At 66.0% G+C, this 15,417-nt stretch carries 14 protein-coding genes; 9 read left to right on the top strand and 5 right to left on the bottom strand.

Annotation, left to right across the window (positions count from 1 at the left end; genetic code table 11):
- Positions 1-116: 116 nt before the first annotated feature.
- The 4 genes from BVC93_RS11695 to BVC93_RS11680 are packed head-to-tail and all read left to right on the top strand — an operon-like array spanning position 117 to position 3,539.
- Positions 117-989 (top strand): ABC transporter permease, encoded by an 873-nt coding sequence (locus tag BVC93_RS11695; RefSeq protein ID WP_083737345.1) that lies wholly within the window; start codon positions 117-119, stop codon positions 987-989.
- Between the two features lie 37 nt (positions 990-1,026).
- Positions 1,027-2,079 carry an ABC transporter substrate-binding protein gene (locus tag BVC93_RS11690; RefSeq protein ID WP_083737343.1) on the top strand — a complete coding sequence of 351 codons (1,053 nt, stop codon included), beginning with the start codon at positions 1,027-1,029 and terminating at the stop codon, positions 2,077-2,079.
- A gap of 14 nt (positions 2,080-2,093) precedes the next feature.
- Positions 2,094-2,906 (top strand): ABC transporter ATP-binding protein, encoded by an 813-nt coding sequence (locus tag BVC93_RS11685; protein ID WP_083737341.1) that lies wholly within the window; start codon positions 2,094-2,096, stop codon positions 2,904-2,906.
- A gap of 27 nt (positions 2,907-2,933) precedes the next feature.
- Positions 2,934-3,539: an IMPACT family protein gene (locus BVC93_RS11680; RefSeq protein ID WP_083737339.1), complete on the top strand. Its 606-nt coding sequence runs from the start codon at positions 2,934-2,936 to the stop codon at positions 3,537-3,539.
- Positions 3,540-3,543: 4 nt separating this feature from the next.
- Here the strand turns inward: BVC93_RS11680 and BVC93_RS11675 are convergent, their stop codons facing one another.
- Entirely contained in the window at positions 3,544-4,290 is a 747-nt protein-coding gene (locus BVC93_RS11675; protein WP_083737337.1) for an SDR family oxidoreductase, read from the bottom strand.
- Positions 4,291-4,392: 102 nt separating this feature from the next.
- Entirely contained in the window at positions 4,393-5,145 is a 753-nt protein-coding gene (locus tag BVC93_RS11670; protein WP_083737335.1) for a TetR/AcrR family transcriptional regulator, read from the bottom strand.
- 95 nt (positions 5,146-5,240) lie between these two features.
- On the opposite strand from BVC93_RS11670, the gene BVC93_RS11665 reads away from it, so the two are divergent.
- Positions 5,241-6,209 carry an NADPH:quinone oxidoreductase family protein gene (locus tag BVC93_RS11665; RefSeq protein ID WP_083737333.1) on the top strand — a complete coding sequence of 323 codons (969 nt, stop codon included), beginning with the start codon at positions 5,241-5,243 and terminating at the stop codon, positions 6,207-6,209.
- Here BVC93_RS11665 and BVC93_RS11660 read toward each other — a convergent pair.
- Positions 6,206-7,948 carry an ABC transporter substrate-binding protein gene (locus BVC93_RS11660; protein ID WP_192860268.1) on the bottom strand — a complete coding sequence of 581 codons (1,743 nt, stop codon included), beginning with the start codon at positions 7,946-7,948 and terminating at the stop codon, positions 6,206-6,208. The genes BVC93_RS11665 and BVC93_RS11660 overlap by 4 nt on opposite strands.
- Before the next feature lie 182 nt (positions 7,949-8,130).
- Here BVC93_RS11660 and BVC93_RS11655 point away from each other — a divergent pair, with 182 nt between their 5' ends.
- Together BVC93_RS11655 and BVC93_RS11650 are read left to right on the top strand one after the other, a co-directional pair.
- Positions 8,131-9,180, top strand: a complete 1,050-nt coding sequence (locus BVC93_RS11655) for an LLM class flavin-dependent oxidoreductase (RefSeq protein WP_083737329.1) — start codon at positions 8,131-8,133, stop codon at positions 9,178-9,180.
- Entirely contained in the window at positions 9,180-10,082 is a 903-nt protein-coding gene (locus tag BVC93_RS11650; protein ID WP_083737327.1) for a nitrilase-related carbon-nitrogen hydrolase, read from the top strand. The genes BVC93_RS11655 and BVC93_RS11650 overlap by 1 nt, the downstream gene beginning before the upstream one ends.
- Here BVC93_RS11650 and BVC93_RS11645 read toward each other — a convergent pair.
- Positions 10,050-11,678, bottom strand: a complete 1,629-nt coding sequence (locus BVC93_RS11645; protein ID WP_197687564.1) for an acetolactate synthase large subunit — start codon at positions 11,676-11,678, stop codon at positions 10,050-10,052. The genes BVC93_RS11650 and BVC93_RS11645 overlap by 33 nt on opposite strands.
- A 54-nt stretch (positions 11,679-11,732) precedes the next feature.
- Positions 11,733-13,109 carry a serine/threonine-protein kinase gene (locus BVC93_RS11635; protein WP_157516870.1) on the bottom strand — a complete coding sequence of 459 codons (1,377 nt, stop codon included), beginning with the start codon at positions 13,107-13,109 and terminating at the stop codon, positions 11,733-11,735.
- A gap of 212 nt (positions 13,110-13,321) precedes the next feature.
- Between BVC93_RS11635 and BVC93_RS11630 the strand changes: the two genes are divergently transcribed.
- Both BVC93_RS11630 and BVC93_RS11625 read left to right on the top strand, forming a co-directional pair.
- Positions 13,322-14,446 carry a DNA methyltransferase gene (locus BVC93_RS11630; protein ID WP_083737322.1) on the top strand — a complete coding sequence of 375 codons (1,125 nt, stop codon included), beginning with the start codon at positions 13,322-13,324 and terminating at the stop codon, positions 14,444-14,446.
- Entirely contained in the window at positions 14,443-15,411 is a 969-nt protein-coding gene (locus BVC93_RS11625) for a hypothetical protein (RefSeq protein ID WP_083737320.1), read from the top strand. Before BVC93_RS11630 ends, BVC93_RS11625 begins: the two co-directional genes overlap by 4 nt.
- Positions 15,412-15,417: the final 6 nt, after the last annotated feature.

Raw genomic sequence — 15,417 nt, 5'->3', positions numbered from 1 at the left:
CACGAGTCCGTTGACAGTGTGCAGTGGGTCACGTTAGTGTCGAGATCTACGGAAAGCGCATTCCACGCCGGGAACCGCAACACCAGGCCCGGAACACTGCGACCTTAGGACAGTTCATGGCAGTAGCCGCATCGGCCGGGGTCCGACCCCAGGGCTCCCCATCACCCACGCCGGGTTCCCCTCGTCGCCGATTCATCGGGTTCTCGCCGCAGAAGACGCTGTCCGCATTGTGGCGGCCCGTCGCTCTTGTCGTCGCTCTGATGCTCGCCTGGTGGGCGGTCACCGAAGCCGGCATGGTGGCGCCCTACATCCTGCCGTCGCCGATCGACACCTGGCGAACCATGCAGGACAACGCCGGCTATCTCGCTTCCAACACCTGGGTCACCGCTTGGGAAACCATCGTCGGATTCGTCATCGCGGCGCTGGTCGGTGTGTTCGTAGCGGTCATCATGGTGTATTCGTCGAACCTCGAGAAGACGGTGTACCCGTTGATCCTGTTTGCGCAGGTCATTCCGAAGATCGCCATCGCACCGCTGTTCATCGTGTGGCTGGGGTTCGGCACTTCGCCCAAGATCCTTGTCGCCGTGTTGATGGCGTTCTTCCCCATCGTGATTTCCGGGCTGGCCGGACTGCGTTCGGTGGACCCCGAGATTCTCGAGTTGACCTCCACCATGGGTGCCAGCCGCCTCAAGACCTTCATGAAGATCCGCTTTCCCGCCTCACTACCGCAGTTGATGTCGGGTCTGAAGGTCGCCGCCACGCTCGCGGTCACCGGTGCCGTGGTGGGCGAGTTCGTGGGCGCCAACGCGGGGCTGGGGTACGTGATCTTGCAGGCCAACGGAAATGTCGACACTGCAATGCTTTTCGCTGCACTGATCATCATGTCCGGGCTGGGGATCGTCTTGTTCGCCGTTATCGAGATAGCCGAGAAGATGCTCATTCCGTGGCACTCGTCCCGCCGCGCTGGTTCCTCGGCCACCACCGCCTGATCCCGCCCAAACCCTTGATCCAACTCCGGAGGCAATCATGAGCTCGACTCTCACAACTCGTCGCGGTCGCACCGTCACGTTGGCCGCAGCGGCGGCGCTGGTGCTTGCCGCATGCAGTGGCGGTGCCAGCCAAGACAACGGCGACGAGTCGCCCGCGGCGCCGGCCGGCACAACCTCGGCCTCCCTGATGCTGAACTGGTACCCCTACGGCGAGCACGCGCCCTTCTATTACGGAGTCCAAGAGGGCATCTTCGCCGAACACGGTATCGACCTGACCATCGACGCCGGCCAGGGCTCGACCAAGACCGTTCAGGCCGTCGGCTCCGGGCAGGTCGACTTCGGTTGGGCCGACACCCCGGCAGTGCTGAGCAACATCGACAAGGGCGTCGAGGTGAAGAGCGTCGGGGTATTCCTGCAGACCACTCCGTCAGCGGTGCAGGTGTTCGCGGACTCGGGTATCGAGTCGCCTCAGGACCTGGCCGGGCGCACCATTGCGGTATCGGCGGGCGACGCCCCCACGACCACGTTCCCCATTTACCTCGACAAGGTGGGTGTGCCTGCTGACCAGGTGACGCAGCAGAGCCTCGATGCTGCGGGCAAGATGGCCGCCATGCTGTCCGGACGAGTCGACGGCCTGATCGGATTCGCGCACGACCAAGGGCCCACCATCGCCAACAAGAGCGGCAAAGAGGTGCGGTACCTGAAGTACTCCGACGCGGGTCTGAACTTCTTCAGTAACGGACTGATTGCCAACACGGCGACCATCGCTGAGGACCCGGAGTTGGTCCAGGCCATGGTGGATGCCACCAGCGAGGCGTTCGCCTCCGCCGCTGCAGACCCCGAGGCCGCGGTGGACGCGATGGCAGGCAAAGACCCGCAGATGCCCCCGCGTGAAGTGCTGCTGCAGCAGTGGGAGCAGACCATCCCGCTGCTGACCACCCCGGCGACGGCCAACCAGGTGCCAGGGTTCAATGCCGCCGAAGACTGGACCACCACCGTGAATACCCTGGCTGACGCCGGACTGCTCGAGAGCGCGAAAGACTCTGCAGAATACTGGGATTCGTCTTTCGCGCCCAAGGCTGAACAGTAGGGACGGTGGCAAAGATGACCAGTGCGACCATGGAGAGGCCGGGGACCGGCGTGATCGCTGACACCATCACGATCACAAACCTGGACGTGACCTTCAAGTCCAAGCGAGGGACCACCAACGCGCTCTGCGACATCGACCTCAAGGTCGCCGAAGGCGAGTTCGTCTCCATCGCAGGTCCTTCCGGCTGCGGCAAGTCCACCCTGCTGAAGGTGGTCGCCGGTCTGACGGATCCGACGCGTGGCGAGGTCCGGTTGCGGGGCAAGCAGGTCCGCGGTCCGCAGCGGGAGATTGGCTACGTCTTCCAACGAGCGGCGCTTCTGGAATGGCGATCGGTCCGCAAGAACATCCTGCTGCAGGCCGAGATGCGCGGCATGGGGCGGCAGGCAGCTCAGAGCCGCTGTGATCAGCTGATCGAGATGACGGGGCTCTCCGGATTCGAAAACGCGCTGCCGCACGAGCTCTCTGGCGGTATGCAGCAGCGAGTGTCCTTGTGCCGTGCGCTGTTGCACGAACCCGAGGTGCTGTTGATGGATGAGCCATTCGGCGCGCTGGACGCTTTGACCCGAGAAAAGATGAACATCGAGTTGCACCGGATCTGGCGGGAGACCGGGACCACCGTTGTCTTGGTCACCCATTCGGTGGCAGAAGCTGTGTATCTCGCCAACCGGGTGGTCGTGATGAGCCCCAGGCCAGGTCGCATCGTCGAGACGCTGGAGGTCGATCTGCCGGCGGACCGTGATTACGCGGCGACCATGGAGCGTCCCGAGTTCACCAAGGTTGCCAACCGCGTCCGTGATCTTCTCGGCAGCTCGAGTGCCGCGGATTGATCACGCGGTAGTTCCTAGAATCTGGGCATGCCGTTCACGCTTGACCCGGATGCCAGGCCGTACGCCGAGGAGCTGATCAAGAAGTCGCGGTTCATCGCACGGCTACGCCAGGTGGAGGAAGAATCCGAGTTCGAGGAGCTCCTCGCCGTGGCGCGGGCGGCAGAGCGAGGAGCGGGCCACCATTGTTACGCCTACATCGTCGAGGGTGAGTCGCGCATCGAGCGGCACAGCGATGACGGTGAACCCGGCGGAACAGCGGGCGCGCCCATGTTGAGCGTCCTGAAGTCCAAGGATCTGGTCAATATCGCCGCGGTGGTGTCACGCCACTTCGGCGGCGTCAAGCTCGGTACCGGTGGACTGGCGCGGGCATACGCGGGGGCCGTCACCGCCGCTCTGGAGGGTATCGAGCTCCGGCCGCGGGTGCGGTCGCAGCGATATCAGCTCGCCGTTGAACACGCCGAGGCGGGGTGGGTGGAAGCCGAACTGCGGGGCCGGGGATTCGAAGTCGCCGAAGTGGCCTACGCCGAGCGGGCAATCCTGACCATTGTCGGTGACGAGCGGCTGCAGGCTGTGGTGGCCGAATTGACTTCGGGCCGTGGGGAACTCGTGCATATCGGCCATATCTGGCGGTAGGTCCTCAGGCCGCACCCCCGTTCACGAACACCGTCTGGCCGCTGACCCATCCATAGGGCCGGGCCAGATCGGCGACCACGGCGGCGATGTCGTCAGGCTGCGCGATCCGTTCCATGGGCGACAGCGCCGAGATCCGTTCGATCAGATCGGTCGGCTTGTCATCCAGGAACAGCGGGGTAGCGGTGGGACCGGGTGCCACGGTGTTGACGGTGATGTTGCGTCCGCGAAGCTCCCTGGCAGCGATCAGGGTCATCGCCTCGACGGCACCTTTGGTCGCGGCATAGGCCGCGTAGGTGGGTGTCTGCAGGCGCGTGATCGACGTGGAGAAGTTGATCAGGGAGCCGCCGTCGCGCAGGTGGCGCACGGCTTGCTGGGTGACCACAAATGTTCCGCGGACGTTGACGCGGACCATGCGGTCGAACTCGTCGAGATCGAACTGGGCCAGTGGCCCCAGCGTCATGATGCCGGCGGTGTTGACCACCACGTCCACGCCCCCGAATTCCTCGTCGGCGTGCTTGAACAGTGCCGCCATGTCGTCCGGATCGGCTACGTCGCCGCCGAAAGCGGTTGCCGTTGCGCCGTTGTCGCGCAGTTCGCGAACTACCTGCTGGGCGCGACCGGCTCCGCCGGCATAGTGCACCACCACGGACATGCCGCTGTTCGCCAGGCGGCGGCTGACTGCGGCGCCGATACCGCCGGAGCCGCCGAGGACCATTGCCACCCGAGGTGCCGTTGACCGGGTTGTTTCCATCGTTATCACTTCCCTGCTATCTTCGATTTTATCGACGATAGCACGGTGCTGGTATCAACGGTAATATGAGGATGTGAAACCGGACCGGCTCGGGAGCTCTTGTCAGCCTGAGCTTTTCGAGGTGCGCGTGCGCGGTGCTTGGTCGGTGGCCGTGCTCAGCCGATCCAGCCACTCGCCCAGCAGTGCCGTCTCGGCGGCGCTGAGGTTCTGTGGGCGGGGTTCGAGGACGGATTTGAGTGCGAGGGCGCGGGGCGCCACACCGGCGTCTGTGCGCGGCTTCGTCGCACCGGTGGTGATCGCGGTGAGGATGGCCTCCCGCGTGGCCGGTGACAGGTCAGGATCGCGCTGCTCGGGCGGGGTCGCGATGAGAGTGAGTGTGACGCCTCGGCAAGCGGAGTGCAGCATGTCGGCGGCCCGCTCGATGCCGACGCGCAGTAGGCCCACTTCGGCAATGCGATGGACAAGGCCCCGCAGGATGGCGTCGCCTTCGGCCACGCCCTGCGGCTTGGAGTCCGGGCGCGGGTCGCCGTACAACACGGCATAGACATGTGGATTGCTGACGCCGAACTCCACGTGGATGTTCCACCCGTGACGAAGGTCCTCCACGGGATCCGAGGTGGACGGCTGACTGCGTTTGAGGGCGAGGTAGTCCGCCAGTCCCCGGCTGGCCGCTGCATCCAGCAGCCTGCGCATGTCGCCGAAGTGCCGGTAGATGGTGGGCGGTTGGACATTCGCCATCGCGCTGACAGCTCTGGTGGAGACCGCCTCTCGGCCGTCGGCGGCCAGAATGGCGGCCGCGGCGCGCAGAATGCGCTCCGGTGGATCCGCCTCGCTCGTACGTGCAACCGTGACCATTGCCGTTCCCGTTATCGCAGATAATGTCTCAACGTAACCAAAGCTAACAGTGCGGTGGTCGCAGAGTAGACGAAGGGGTTTGGTTCACTGGATCCATGCGTGCGATTCAGATTGCCCGACTGGACGGACCCGAGGCCGCTGAGGTGGTCGAGATCGCGGAACCTTCTGCCGACGGTGTGGTGGTCGACGTTCACGCCGCGGGGGTGGCCTTCCCCGACGCCCTGCAATCACGCGGCCTCTACCAGTACAAGCCCGAGCTGCCCTATATCCCCGGCGGAGAGATCGCCGGGGTGGTGCGCAGTGCCCCGGCAGACGCACATGTGTCCGCGGGGGACCGGGTGGCCGGGCTGACCATGCTGTGCGGCGGGATGGCCGAAGTGGTCACGCTGCCCCCGGAACGGGTCTTCAGACTGCCGGACTCGGTGTCCTTCGAGGCCGGCGCCGGGCTGTTGTTCAACGATCTGACGGTGCTCTTCGCGCTCCGGGAGCGTGGCCGGCTGGCCCAGGGTGAGACCGTGCTGGTGCACGGCGCGGCCGGCGGTATCGGCACCTCGACGGTGCGTCTGGCACCCGCGCTGGGCGCCGGGCGCACCATCGCCGTCGTCAGCACCGAGGCCAAAGGCGAGATCGCCCGCGCAGCAGGCGCAACGGACGTCGTGCTGGCCGACGGGTTCAAAGACGCGGTGAAAGAGCTCACCGGCGGCCGGGGTGTGGACATCGTGCTGGACCCGGTGGGCGGAGACCGGGTGACCGACTCACTGCGCTCGCTGGCACCAGGAGGCCGCCTTCTCGTCGTCGGCTTCACCGGCGGAGACATCCCCACCATCAAGGCAAATCGGTTGCTGCTCAACAATGTCGACGCCGTTGGTGTGGGTTGGGGCGCCTGGACCATGACCCATCCCGGTTACCTGGAGAAGCAGTGGGCCGAGCTGATGCCGCTGCTGGCATCCGGCGCGCTGACGGCGCCAGAGCCCGAGGTGTACCCGCTGGAGCAAGCGGCCCAGGCCATCGCCGCACTCGAGAACCGCACGGCCAAGGGCAAAGTGGTGGTCAAGCTGCGCTAGGCGGCCATCCAGTCGGGAACCTGGAACTTGGCGGTGGTGTAGGGGTTCGGGGCGATGATCTGGTGCTCGCCTTTCTGGATCTGATACACCACGTGCGCCTGTGCCAGGGACGGATCACCGCCGGTGTCGTCGAACCCGGCAGCCACTCCCGTCACCGGGTGAAACGTGTACGCGCCGTTGACTCCCCGGTAGGTGGCGCTGCGAAGATGCCCAGCCACCCGAGCGAAATCGCGGACGTTCTCGGCGCGTGACCAGGCTTGGGCGATCAGGTGGGCACGGTCGTAGGCCAGCCCGGCGTGCGAGCGACCGGGCGTGCTGCCGAACGCCCGGTGGTAGCGGGCAGCGAATCCGGACCCGATGGGGTCGGAGTAGGTCCCGGTCGTGGTCGCCCAGACCACACCGTCGGCGTCGGCTCCGAGGCGCTCACGGAACGCGGGGACCGACGGCGCGTAGATCGAATAGAGCAGGCAGTCGGCGGCCGCCTGCCGCACGGAGCGCACGACAGTGATGTGGTGGTCCAGGAAATAGGAGCCGATGAACACCGCCGCAGGCGAGAGGGCCAGGGCCCGCTCGGTTGCGCGCAGCCAGTCCTGCTGACCGGCAACGGTGATGACCTCCAGGCGCAAGCCCCGCGCGTCGGCCAGTTCCTGCGCGGCAACGGTACCGAAATCGATGAGCTGCCAGGAGCTCTGTTGTATGCACACCAATGTGCCCGAGTGCCGTGGCAGCTGCTTCCGCCGACTCAGGCCATCGACGAAACGGACGAATCCCGGCGCGTAGTGAATATCGCTGGGACAGACCTGCAGCACCCGTGCGTAACGGCCGGGGTCGGCGCCGACCCGGTGTTCCATCACACCGGAGGTGGCCGCGTGCAGGTAGGGGATGCCCGTCGTCGCCGCCTCGTCGTGGGCGACGTCCTGATGCGCGACGTACCCAGATGTCAGGACGTCGACCTCCAGGTCGGCGAGATGCGCGATGGCCCGCCGGGTCGACTCCCGGTCGTCGAGGTCCAGGTCGGCCACCTCGATTTGCACGGTCCTGCCCCGGACGCCGCCCGCGGAGTTGATCTCGGCCTGCGCCAACCGCAGACCCCGCAACATCTCCTGACCGTCGCTGGCGCCCAACCCCGACGAGGGCAGTGCGGCGCCGATGACGAGAGGTCGTCGACGCAGTACCTTCGCCGGGGCCGCCGCGGTGGGATCTGCGGAGAGCACCCGCCCGAGGCGGGTGCGGCGCAGACCCTCACACACGGCAGGCACCGGCACCGCCAGCAACCCCTCGTCGATGGCCTGGGCGGCTGCGGCGGTCCGGGACGGCGCTGCGAGCTTGCGCAGCACGCTGTCGACGTGGGTGGTCACCGTCCGCGGCGAGAGCCGCAGCGCCTGGGCGATCTCGTTGTTGCCCGCGCCCGTGGTCAGGAGGGTGAGGACGTCGAGTTCCCGACGGCTGATGTCATGGGGCAGTGAGCCGGTCAGTTCGCCTGTCAACAAGGCGAACTCAGGACCGACGTCGATTCGGACCGCACACATCGGGCCCGAATATCCGGCTTGCCAATAGAACTGGCTGAATCGGAGGTTCTCGGCCAGTGCCGCGGCGGCGATCTTGCGCAAGTCGTCGGGCACGCTGGTCCACCGGCCGAACTCGGCAAGACCCGCAATTCCACCCGGAAGAACCTGAACGCTGAAGGACCTGCCGTCCCACACATCCGCGCACGGCGGGGGCAGCGTCCGGTGGGCCATGGGCATTCCTGAAGGCGGAAGGGAGGTGTTTCCCCACGATAACGCCGGTTCCAATGGCGCGCACGGGGTGATACCCCGGTAGCGCCCACGCAATCTGACGGTTACCCCCGATACGTAGTTTTGCTGATTACGGGTGCCATGACGCTGCCTACTCTCGGTGCTTCACGAGAAAGGGCACGGTCATGAAACTCGGTGTTTTCGCTCCCACACTCAGCACCGGCTGGGTCATCTCGACCGCATCACCGCAGTACCGGCCCAGTTGGTTCTTGCTGCAGGAGACTGCGCTCAAGGCCGAACACTACGGCTTCGAATTTCTGCTCGCCCCCAACAAGTACAAAGGTATGGGTGGAGTGACGCGGTTCTGGGACTACGCTCTGGACTCGTTCACCACGATGGCCGGCCTCGCCGCGTTGACCCGGCGTATCCAGCTGATCCCGTCCATCTCGCTGCTGTCCGTACCGCCGGTGTACGCGGCGAAACAAGTTGTGACAGTTGCGAGCATGGCCGGACCCGGCCGCTTCGGCGTGAACATCATCACGGGTTGGGAGAAGCCGGAATGGGAGTCGATGGGGCTGTGGCCCGGTGACGAGTATTTCCAGTACCGCTACGACTACGCCGCTGAATACCTGACCATCATGCGTGAGCTGTGGACCACGGGGGAGTCGGACTTCAAGGGCCAGTTCTTCCAGATGAACGATGCCAAGCTCGAGCCGCACTTCGGGGACCAGGTCGACGTCAAGATCGTGTGTGCGGGCCAGTCGGACAAGGGGATGGCGTTCACCGCCGAGTTCGCCGACTACCAGTTCATGGGCGGCAAGCTCGATCCGGTCGAACTGGAGGAGCAGATGGGCCGAGTCCGTACCGCCGGTGAGGTCGCCGGACGACCTGCCGAGGCCTATCCGTTGTATCAGTGCGTGGTGCGCGACAGCGTCGAAGAATGTGAGGACGTCATTGGCAGATGGCGGGAGAAGCAGGATCTGGAGACCGTTGCCACCATGACCGGGCACGCATCGATGGACAGCTCCGCGGACAAGAACTCCCTGCACGCCACCCTCAAGGGAACCGACAACTTCATGTTGTGGGAGGTCATCAAGGGTGATCCGAAGAGCGTCGCCGAACAGATCCGGGCAGTCGCCGGTGTCGACGGGGTGGGCGGGGTGATGTTCACGTTCCAGGACTATCTGACCGACCTGGACCGCTTCGGCACCCAAGTGATGCCACTATTGCAGTGATGAACGGTTTACGCGTTGCCGCAGTGCAGTTCGACCTGCGGCCGGTGGCCGGGTGGACGGAGATCGCCGACCGCGCCGCGACGTACCTCGACGAGGCAGCCGAAGCCGATGTGGTGATGTTCGGTGAATGCATGACGATCGGGTTGGCCGCGACGGTGCCCGGGTGGCAACAGCGGCCCACCCGGGAGGTGTTCGCCCGCGTCGCGGACTTCACCGCGGAATACGAAGCCTTCTTCACCGCACAAGCCGTGGCCAGGCGGCAGACGATTCTCGCCGGAAGCCACCTCGTCCACGGACCCGGCGGGCTTCTCAACGTCGCGCATGTCTTCAGCCCCGACGCAGACGTGCAGCGCCACATCAAGTCCCATCTGTTTCCGGCGGAGTGGGACTACCTCTCAGGTGAGGGTGACGAGGTCACGTGCATCGAGGTCGCCGGCGTCACCTGCGGTGTTCTCGTCTGCTACGAAGCGGAGGTGCCGGAGGTGGCCACCATCTACGGCCGTCTGGGAGCCGAGGTGCTGTTGTGCCCCAGCTACACCTTCACGCCCGCCGGCTATCACCGCGTCCGAAAGACCTTGGCCGCCAGATGTATCGAGAATCAGATGTATGCGGTGCACTGCCCTGTCGTCGGTCCAGGGGCAGGACCGATAGCTCCCGGCCGAGGTTGTGCCTCGGTACTGGGCCCGTGTGAACCGGGACTACCCGATGACGGGGTGATCGCGCTGGGTCCGGAAGATACGGAGGCGGTGCTCACCGCGGAGCTCGATCTGGTGCTGTTACGGGCGCTGCGCGAAAACGGGGTGGCCCCGACGCTACGCGACCGTGCTCGAAAACAGGCTATGTACAAACGGTATTCGACACAACTCGCTTCAGGACCAGGATTCGTCGAGCTCGCCGAGTGAGGCGATCAGCGCGCTGTTGGCGCTGTAGTCCACCGGGCAGGCGATCACGCTCACGGTGTCGTCGTCCAGGGCTGCGCGCAGGGTGGGCAGCAGCTCGCCGGCCGTGTTGATGCGGTACCCCTTGGCGCCGAAGCTCTGCGCGTACGCCACAAAATCAGGATTGGCGAACCGGGTGTCGACGTTGTGGCCGATCTCCAGGTCCATCTTCCAGCTGATCAGTCCGTAGGCGTCGTCCACCCAGACCAGGATCACCATCGGCGTGCCGATCCGCAGCGCGGTCTCGATCTCCTGCGAGTTCATCAGGAAAGACCCGTCGCCGGTGGACACCAGGACCTTGGCCGACGGCCGGGCGATCTTGGCGGCGATACCGCCGGGCACGGTCCACCCCATGGTGGACAGCCCGTTGGAGATCAGGCAGGTGTTCGGTTGGTAGGTGGGGTACAGCCGCGCCATCCACATCTTCAGCGCACCGGTGTCCACCAGCACGATGTCGTCGCGGCCCAGCGCAGCCCGGGTGTCGGCGACAACGCGTGCCGGTGTCAGCGGGAAACTGTCGTCGGCCAGGCCACGGTCGAGTTCCTCGGCCAGCAGACCCCGAATTCGTTCCTGGCCTGACGAATACGGCTGATCCAGGCCCACCGCCCCGGCCAGTTCGTCGAGGCACCGGCCGATATCGGCCTGAAGCCCCACCGCGACGTCGTAGTGCACATCGACCTCGGCCGGGAACCGGTGGATGTGGATGATCTTGGTGGCACCGCTGGGATTGATCCGGATCGGGTCGAACTCCTGGAGTTCGTAGCCGGCAGCGACGATCACGTCGGCCTGGTCGAAGCCGAAGTTCACGTAGTCGTGGCGCATGAAACCCACGGCGCCCAGCGCCAGCGGATGGTCGTCGGGCATCACACCCTTGCCGTGGAAGGTGGTGGCCACCGGCATGCCCAGCCTCTCGGCGAAGCGGCGTACGGCTGCGGCCGCGTCACTGCGGGCGGCGCCGTGCCCGGCCAGCAGTACGGGATTGCGCGCTTCGCGCAGGATCTCGACTGCTCGGGCAATCTGTTCTGCCGAGGGATCATCGGGGCGTGGCACGTTCAGCGGCAGCGGCGCGGCCGCCGCTGGTGCGTCCGCCTCCTCGACGTCCTCGGGGACGGCGAGGTACACAGCGCCGGGGCGTTCGGTCTGGGCGAGTTTGAACGCCTTGCGCACCATCTCCGGCACTGCACCTGGTGTTGCCACCAGCGCCGACCATTTGGTGACCGGTGCGAACATCGACACCAGATCCACGCTCTGGTGAGATTCCTTGTAGTTGCGATTCATCCCCACCTGGGCCGAAAGCGCTAGCACCGGAGTGGAATTGGTGGTGGCATCGGCGACGCCGAGCAGCAGGTTGATGGCGCCGGGGCCCAGCGTCGCCGAGCACACCCCGGCGTTGCCGGTCAGGCGGCCGTACACCTCTGCCATGAACGAAGCACCCTGCTCATGGCGGGTCAGGACGTACTGGATCGTCGACCGTGACAGGGCGTCGACCAGCCGGATGTTCTCTTCCCCCGGGATGCCGAAGACATGCGTGACGCCTTCGTTCTCGAGGCATTCGACGATCAACTCGGCGGTGGTGCGGCTGCTCTCGGACACCCCCCGAGCTAACCACAAGCCCTAGGAGCCCAGCCCGGAGTCGGCGATCATCATCGTGCCGTTCACCGGTTCGACCTCCAACCATCGGGTTTCGGAGCTGGATCTGCCATTGCGCATCACGTAGGTCAGTTGCGCCGAGACGCTGCTGTCATCGCGGGCCGAGATGGAGTCGACGCTTACCGAATCGACAGAGCGCCAGAACTTCTCGTACTCCCGCTGGCCGCCGGTCTGGTCCTGATAGCCGGCAGACAGCATTTGCCACGCGCTGTCGGTGTCTTCCGGCAGAAGCGAGTAGTACTCGGTGACCAGCTCGCTCATGGTGTCGAACGACGAGGCTTGCGTCGTCGCAGTGGTTGTCGTGACGGCGGGTATCGGCGGGATCGTGGTCGGGGCGGCGGTCTGCTCTGGCCCGGACTGCGCGTCGATCAGCAGGGCGGCGAGCACTACCACTGCCACAACCGCGGCGATTGCCAGCGGCCACAGCAACGCCGGCCTCCTGTGCGCCGCTGCCGGGGTGACCGCCGGTGGGGTGACCAGCGCCCGGGTGCCTCGGTGACCATGCTGCAAGTGTGCGCGCAGTGCGTGCACGAAGTCCTCGCAGCGTGGATAGCGGTCGCCGGGGTATTTCGACAGCGCTATGGCGAATGGGACGTCGAGCGCGGCCAGGTCCGGCCGGGTGGCCGCCAACGACGGCGGCGGCGCGGTGAGGTGCTGGCTCATCACCACCGCGGGACTGGGGTCGTCGAACGGGGCGCGCCCGGTAAGCAACTCGAATGTGGTTGCCGCCAAGGAGTATTGGTCGGTGCGGCCATCCAGCGGCTGGTTGCGTAGCTGCTCGGGGGAGGCGTAGTGCACGGTGCCCAATGCCATGTTGGTGCGGGTCAGCTGCGTGGTGTCCGTCATGGAGCGGGCAATGCCGAAGTCTGCCAGCAGGATTCGTCGGCGACCGGCCACGGGGTTGCCCAGCAGGATGTTGCCGGGTTTGACGTCGCGGTGCAGCAGGCCGCGGGCGTGCGCGTAATCCAGGGCCTCGGCGATACCGGTGGCGATCTCGATGACGTCCCCCACCGGCAGTCCGGCCGGGTGATACTCGTGGACCAGCCGACCGGCGTCGGTACCGTCGATGTAGTCCATCGCGATCCACAGCTGACCGCGGTACTCCCCGCGGTCGTGCACACCGACGATGTGTGGGTGGAACAGGGAGGACGCCAGGTCGGCTTCCCGGCTGAACCGGTCCCGGAAGTCGCTGTCGGCCGACATGTGTGCGGGCAGCACTTTCAGCGCGTCCTGCCGGGGCAGACGCGGATGTTGGGCCAGGTAGATCTCGCCCATGCCGCCGGAGCCGATCATCCGAAGAATTCGGTACCCGGCAAACTGCTCACCGCCGGTCAGCGGCATCGACGAGCCCCCAGCAAACCCGTGGTCACGGTGTGCATCGGTTTCCTCCTCCCTGCAGGGTAGCGAGGGCCTCACGGAATGATGACTTGCGTGACGTCCCCCACGTTCGATCCGCCCGCCCGGATCGCCGTGCGCAATGGCTGTCGGTGCCGTGTGCGAGGGTCTTGACTGCCTAGGATCACTAGACCGATTCCACGACAGGAGAACCACCGATGCCACCCCGCGCCGCCCGCTCCCGCCTGGCTGCACCGGCGAAGCGCGGTCTGAGCGTGGTGGTCGGTGGTAGCCAGGCCCCGTTCGCCCTGCACCACGGTGATGCGCGCGACGCCTACGCGACCTGGCCCGCGCCGGACACCATCATCAGTGACGGGGCTTACGGTGTCCGTGGGTTCCACGGCGACACAATCGATTCCGATGGCCTGGTCGGCTGGTACGACGAGCACATCACGGCATGGACGCAGGCGTCGCACCCGGGCACCACACTCTGGTTCTGGGGTACCGAGGTGGGCTGGGCCACGGTGCATGCCGAGCTCAACCGCCGCGGCTGGGACTACGTGCAGACCATCGTCTGGGACAAGGGCCTGTCGCACATCGCGGGCAACGTCAACGGCAAGACCATCCGGCAGTACCCCGTGGTCACCGAGGTGTGCGCGCTGTACCAGCGGCGGTTCGAGGTCCCTGTGGAGGACGGCGAGGTGCTGGGAATGCAGGACTGGCTGCGCCACGAGTGGGTGCGCTCCGGCCTGCCGCTGTACCTGTCCAACGAAGCCTGCGGGGTCCGCAACGCCGCCACCCGCAAGTACCTCACCCGGGACTGGCTCTGGTACTTCCCGCCGGGGCAGATGGTCGAGCGGATGGCCGCCTACTGCAACCAGCACGGTTTCGAATCGGGTCGGCCCTACTTCTCCCTGGACGGCGTGTCGTCGGTGACGGCCGAGCAGTGGGACGCCATGCGCTACCCGTGGACGCACACCCACGGTCTGACCAATGTGTGGCGCCGCGGACCCCTACACGACGGTGAGCGACTCAAGGGGTCCATGCGCCGCTCCGCGCCCCGGGTCTACAAACCCACCCAGGCGTCGTCGGTGCATCTGAACCAGAAGCCGCTGGAGTTCATGGAACGCCTGGTGCATGCCGTCACCCGTGAGGGCGACGTGGTGTGGGAACCGTTCGGCGGTCTGGCGTCGGGATCGGTGGCAGCCGTGGCGCTGGGACGCAGAGCATTTGTGGCCGAACGTGATCCGCACTTCGCCGAGATCGCCTATGAGCGGCTGTCCGACGCGGTGGCCAACCGGCACATCGCCGCCGAAACCGAGACCATCGAGACCGGCGAATGACGCTCTTCGGCGGCTACGTCGCACCAACCCCGCCGGTACGCGAGGAGCCGGACCCGGCGACACCACGCGGCGCGCTGGTCGGCGATGTCCGTGACGCGCTGGCGGCGCTGCCGGTGCACTTCAGCTCGCAGACCTTCATCGAAGGACTGGAGGCCGGCGATCTGTTCTCCCTGAACTCGATGCTGGGCGGCAGCATCGAGATCCAGGTGGTGGAGACGCTGAACCGGCTGCGGGCGGTGTGGGATCCCGACGGGGCGTGGGCGGAGTACAAGTTCGTCCGATCGGCGCAGACGTTCCCCGACGTCCGCTTGGTCACCAACAACGCCACGTTGATCGATGCGGGCCACGGGGTGGCGATGGGTATCGAGCTCAAGGGCTGGTACCTGCTCAGCCGCGAGGCCGAACCGTCGTTTCGTTACGCGGTCAACCGCGAGGTGTGCGATGTGCACGACCTGCTGGTGGTGGTGCCCTGGCATCTGAAGAATGTGCTCTCCGGGCATCCGGTGGTCTACCGACCGTTCGTCGAGTCCGCCCGGTACTCCGCCGATATGCGCAACCACTACTGGTCGGTGGGCCGACGCGCCAAGGACGCGCTGAGCGGGCACGAGAAGAGCGACGACTACTACGCCGTCAACCCACCGCCTGACCCGCGGCCGTACCCGCTGCCGAAGACCAACATCACCGACAAGGCCAAACAGGATTCCGGCGGCAACTTCGGGCGGGTGGCGCGCGCCGAGGGCCTGATCGACAGCTACGTCACCGAGATCCTCTCCGAGCGGGTGGCCGGCATCGAGGCCGGGCACTGGGTCCGCTTCTTCAAGACCTATGCCGAGTCCGCTGAGCGAGAAGAGCTGAACGCCAAGATCATTCGGCAGATCGCCCGTTACCGCCAGACTCAGCGGCTGGACACCGACGAGCTGGAGTCGCTGCTGCGCGAATGGGTGAACCGGCTGCCGGACTACTGAGTCCGG

Origin of the sequence: Mycobacterium sp. MS1601 (genome assembly GCF_001984215.1) — a bacterium.
Lineage (GTDB): Bacteria > Actinomycetota > Actinomycetes > Mycobacteriales > Mycobacteriaceae > Mycobacterium.
Note: the sequence above shows the minus strand (reverse complement) of the source record. Positions and strands in the feature narration are given on the sequence as shown.

Coding starts and splice junctions, on each gene's coding strand:
- BVC93_RS11670 (WP_083737335.1), bottom strand. CDS start 5,145: ATGGTCACGGTTGCACGTACGAGCGAGGCGGATCCACCGGAGCGCATT.
- BVC93_RS11630 (WP_083737322.1), top strand. CDS start 13,322: ATGCCACCCCGCGCCGCCCGCTCCCGCCTGGCTGCACCGGCGAAGCGC.
- BVC93_RS11660 (WP_192860268.1), bottom strand. CDS start 7,948: ATGGCCCACCGGACGCTGCCCCCGCCGTGCGCGGATGTGTGGGACGGC.
- BVC93_RS11665 (WP_083737333.1), top strand. CDS start 5,241: ATGCGTGCGATTCAGATTGCCCGACTGGACGGACCCGAGGCCGCTGAG.
- BVC93_RS11655 (WP_083737329.1), top strand. CDS start 8,131: ATGAAACTCGGTGTTTTCGCTCCCACACTCAGCACCGGCTGGGTCATC.
- BVC93_RS11650 (WP_083737327.1), top strand. CDS start 9,180: ATGAACGGTTTACGCGTTGCCGCAGTGCAGTTCGACCTGCGGCCGGTG.
- BVC93_RS11685 (WP_083737341.1), top strand. CDS start 2,094: ATGACCAGTGCGACCATGGAGAGGCCGGGGACCGGCGTGATCGCTGAC.
- BVC93_RS11635 (WP_157516870.1), bottom strand. CDS start 13,109: ATGCCGCTGACCGGCGGTGAGCAGTTTGCCGGGTACCGAATTCTTCGG.
- BVC93_RS11680 (WP_083737339.1), top strand. CDS start 2,934: ATGCCGTTCACGCTTGACCCGGATGCCAGGCCGTACGCCGAGGAGCTG.
- BVC93_RS11625 (WP_083737320.1), top strand. CDS start 14,443: ATGACGCTCTTCGGCGGCTACGTCGCACCAACCCCGCCGGTACGCGAG.
- BVC93_RS11695 (WP_083737345.1), top strand. CDS start 117: ATGGCAGTAGCCGCATCGGCCGGGGTCCGACCCCAGGGCTCCCCATCA.
- BVC93_RS11690 (WP_083737343.1), top strand. CDS start 1,027: ATGAGCTCGACTCTCACAACTCGTCGCGGTCGCACCGTCACGTTGGCC.
- BVC93_RS11675 (WP_083737337.1), bottom strand. CDS start 4,290: ATGGAAACAACCCGGTCAACGGCACCTCGGGTGGCAATGGTCCTCGGC.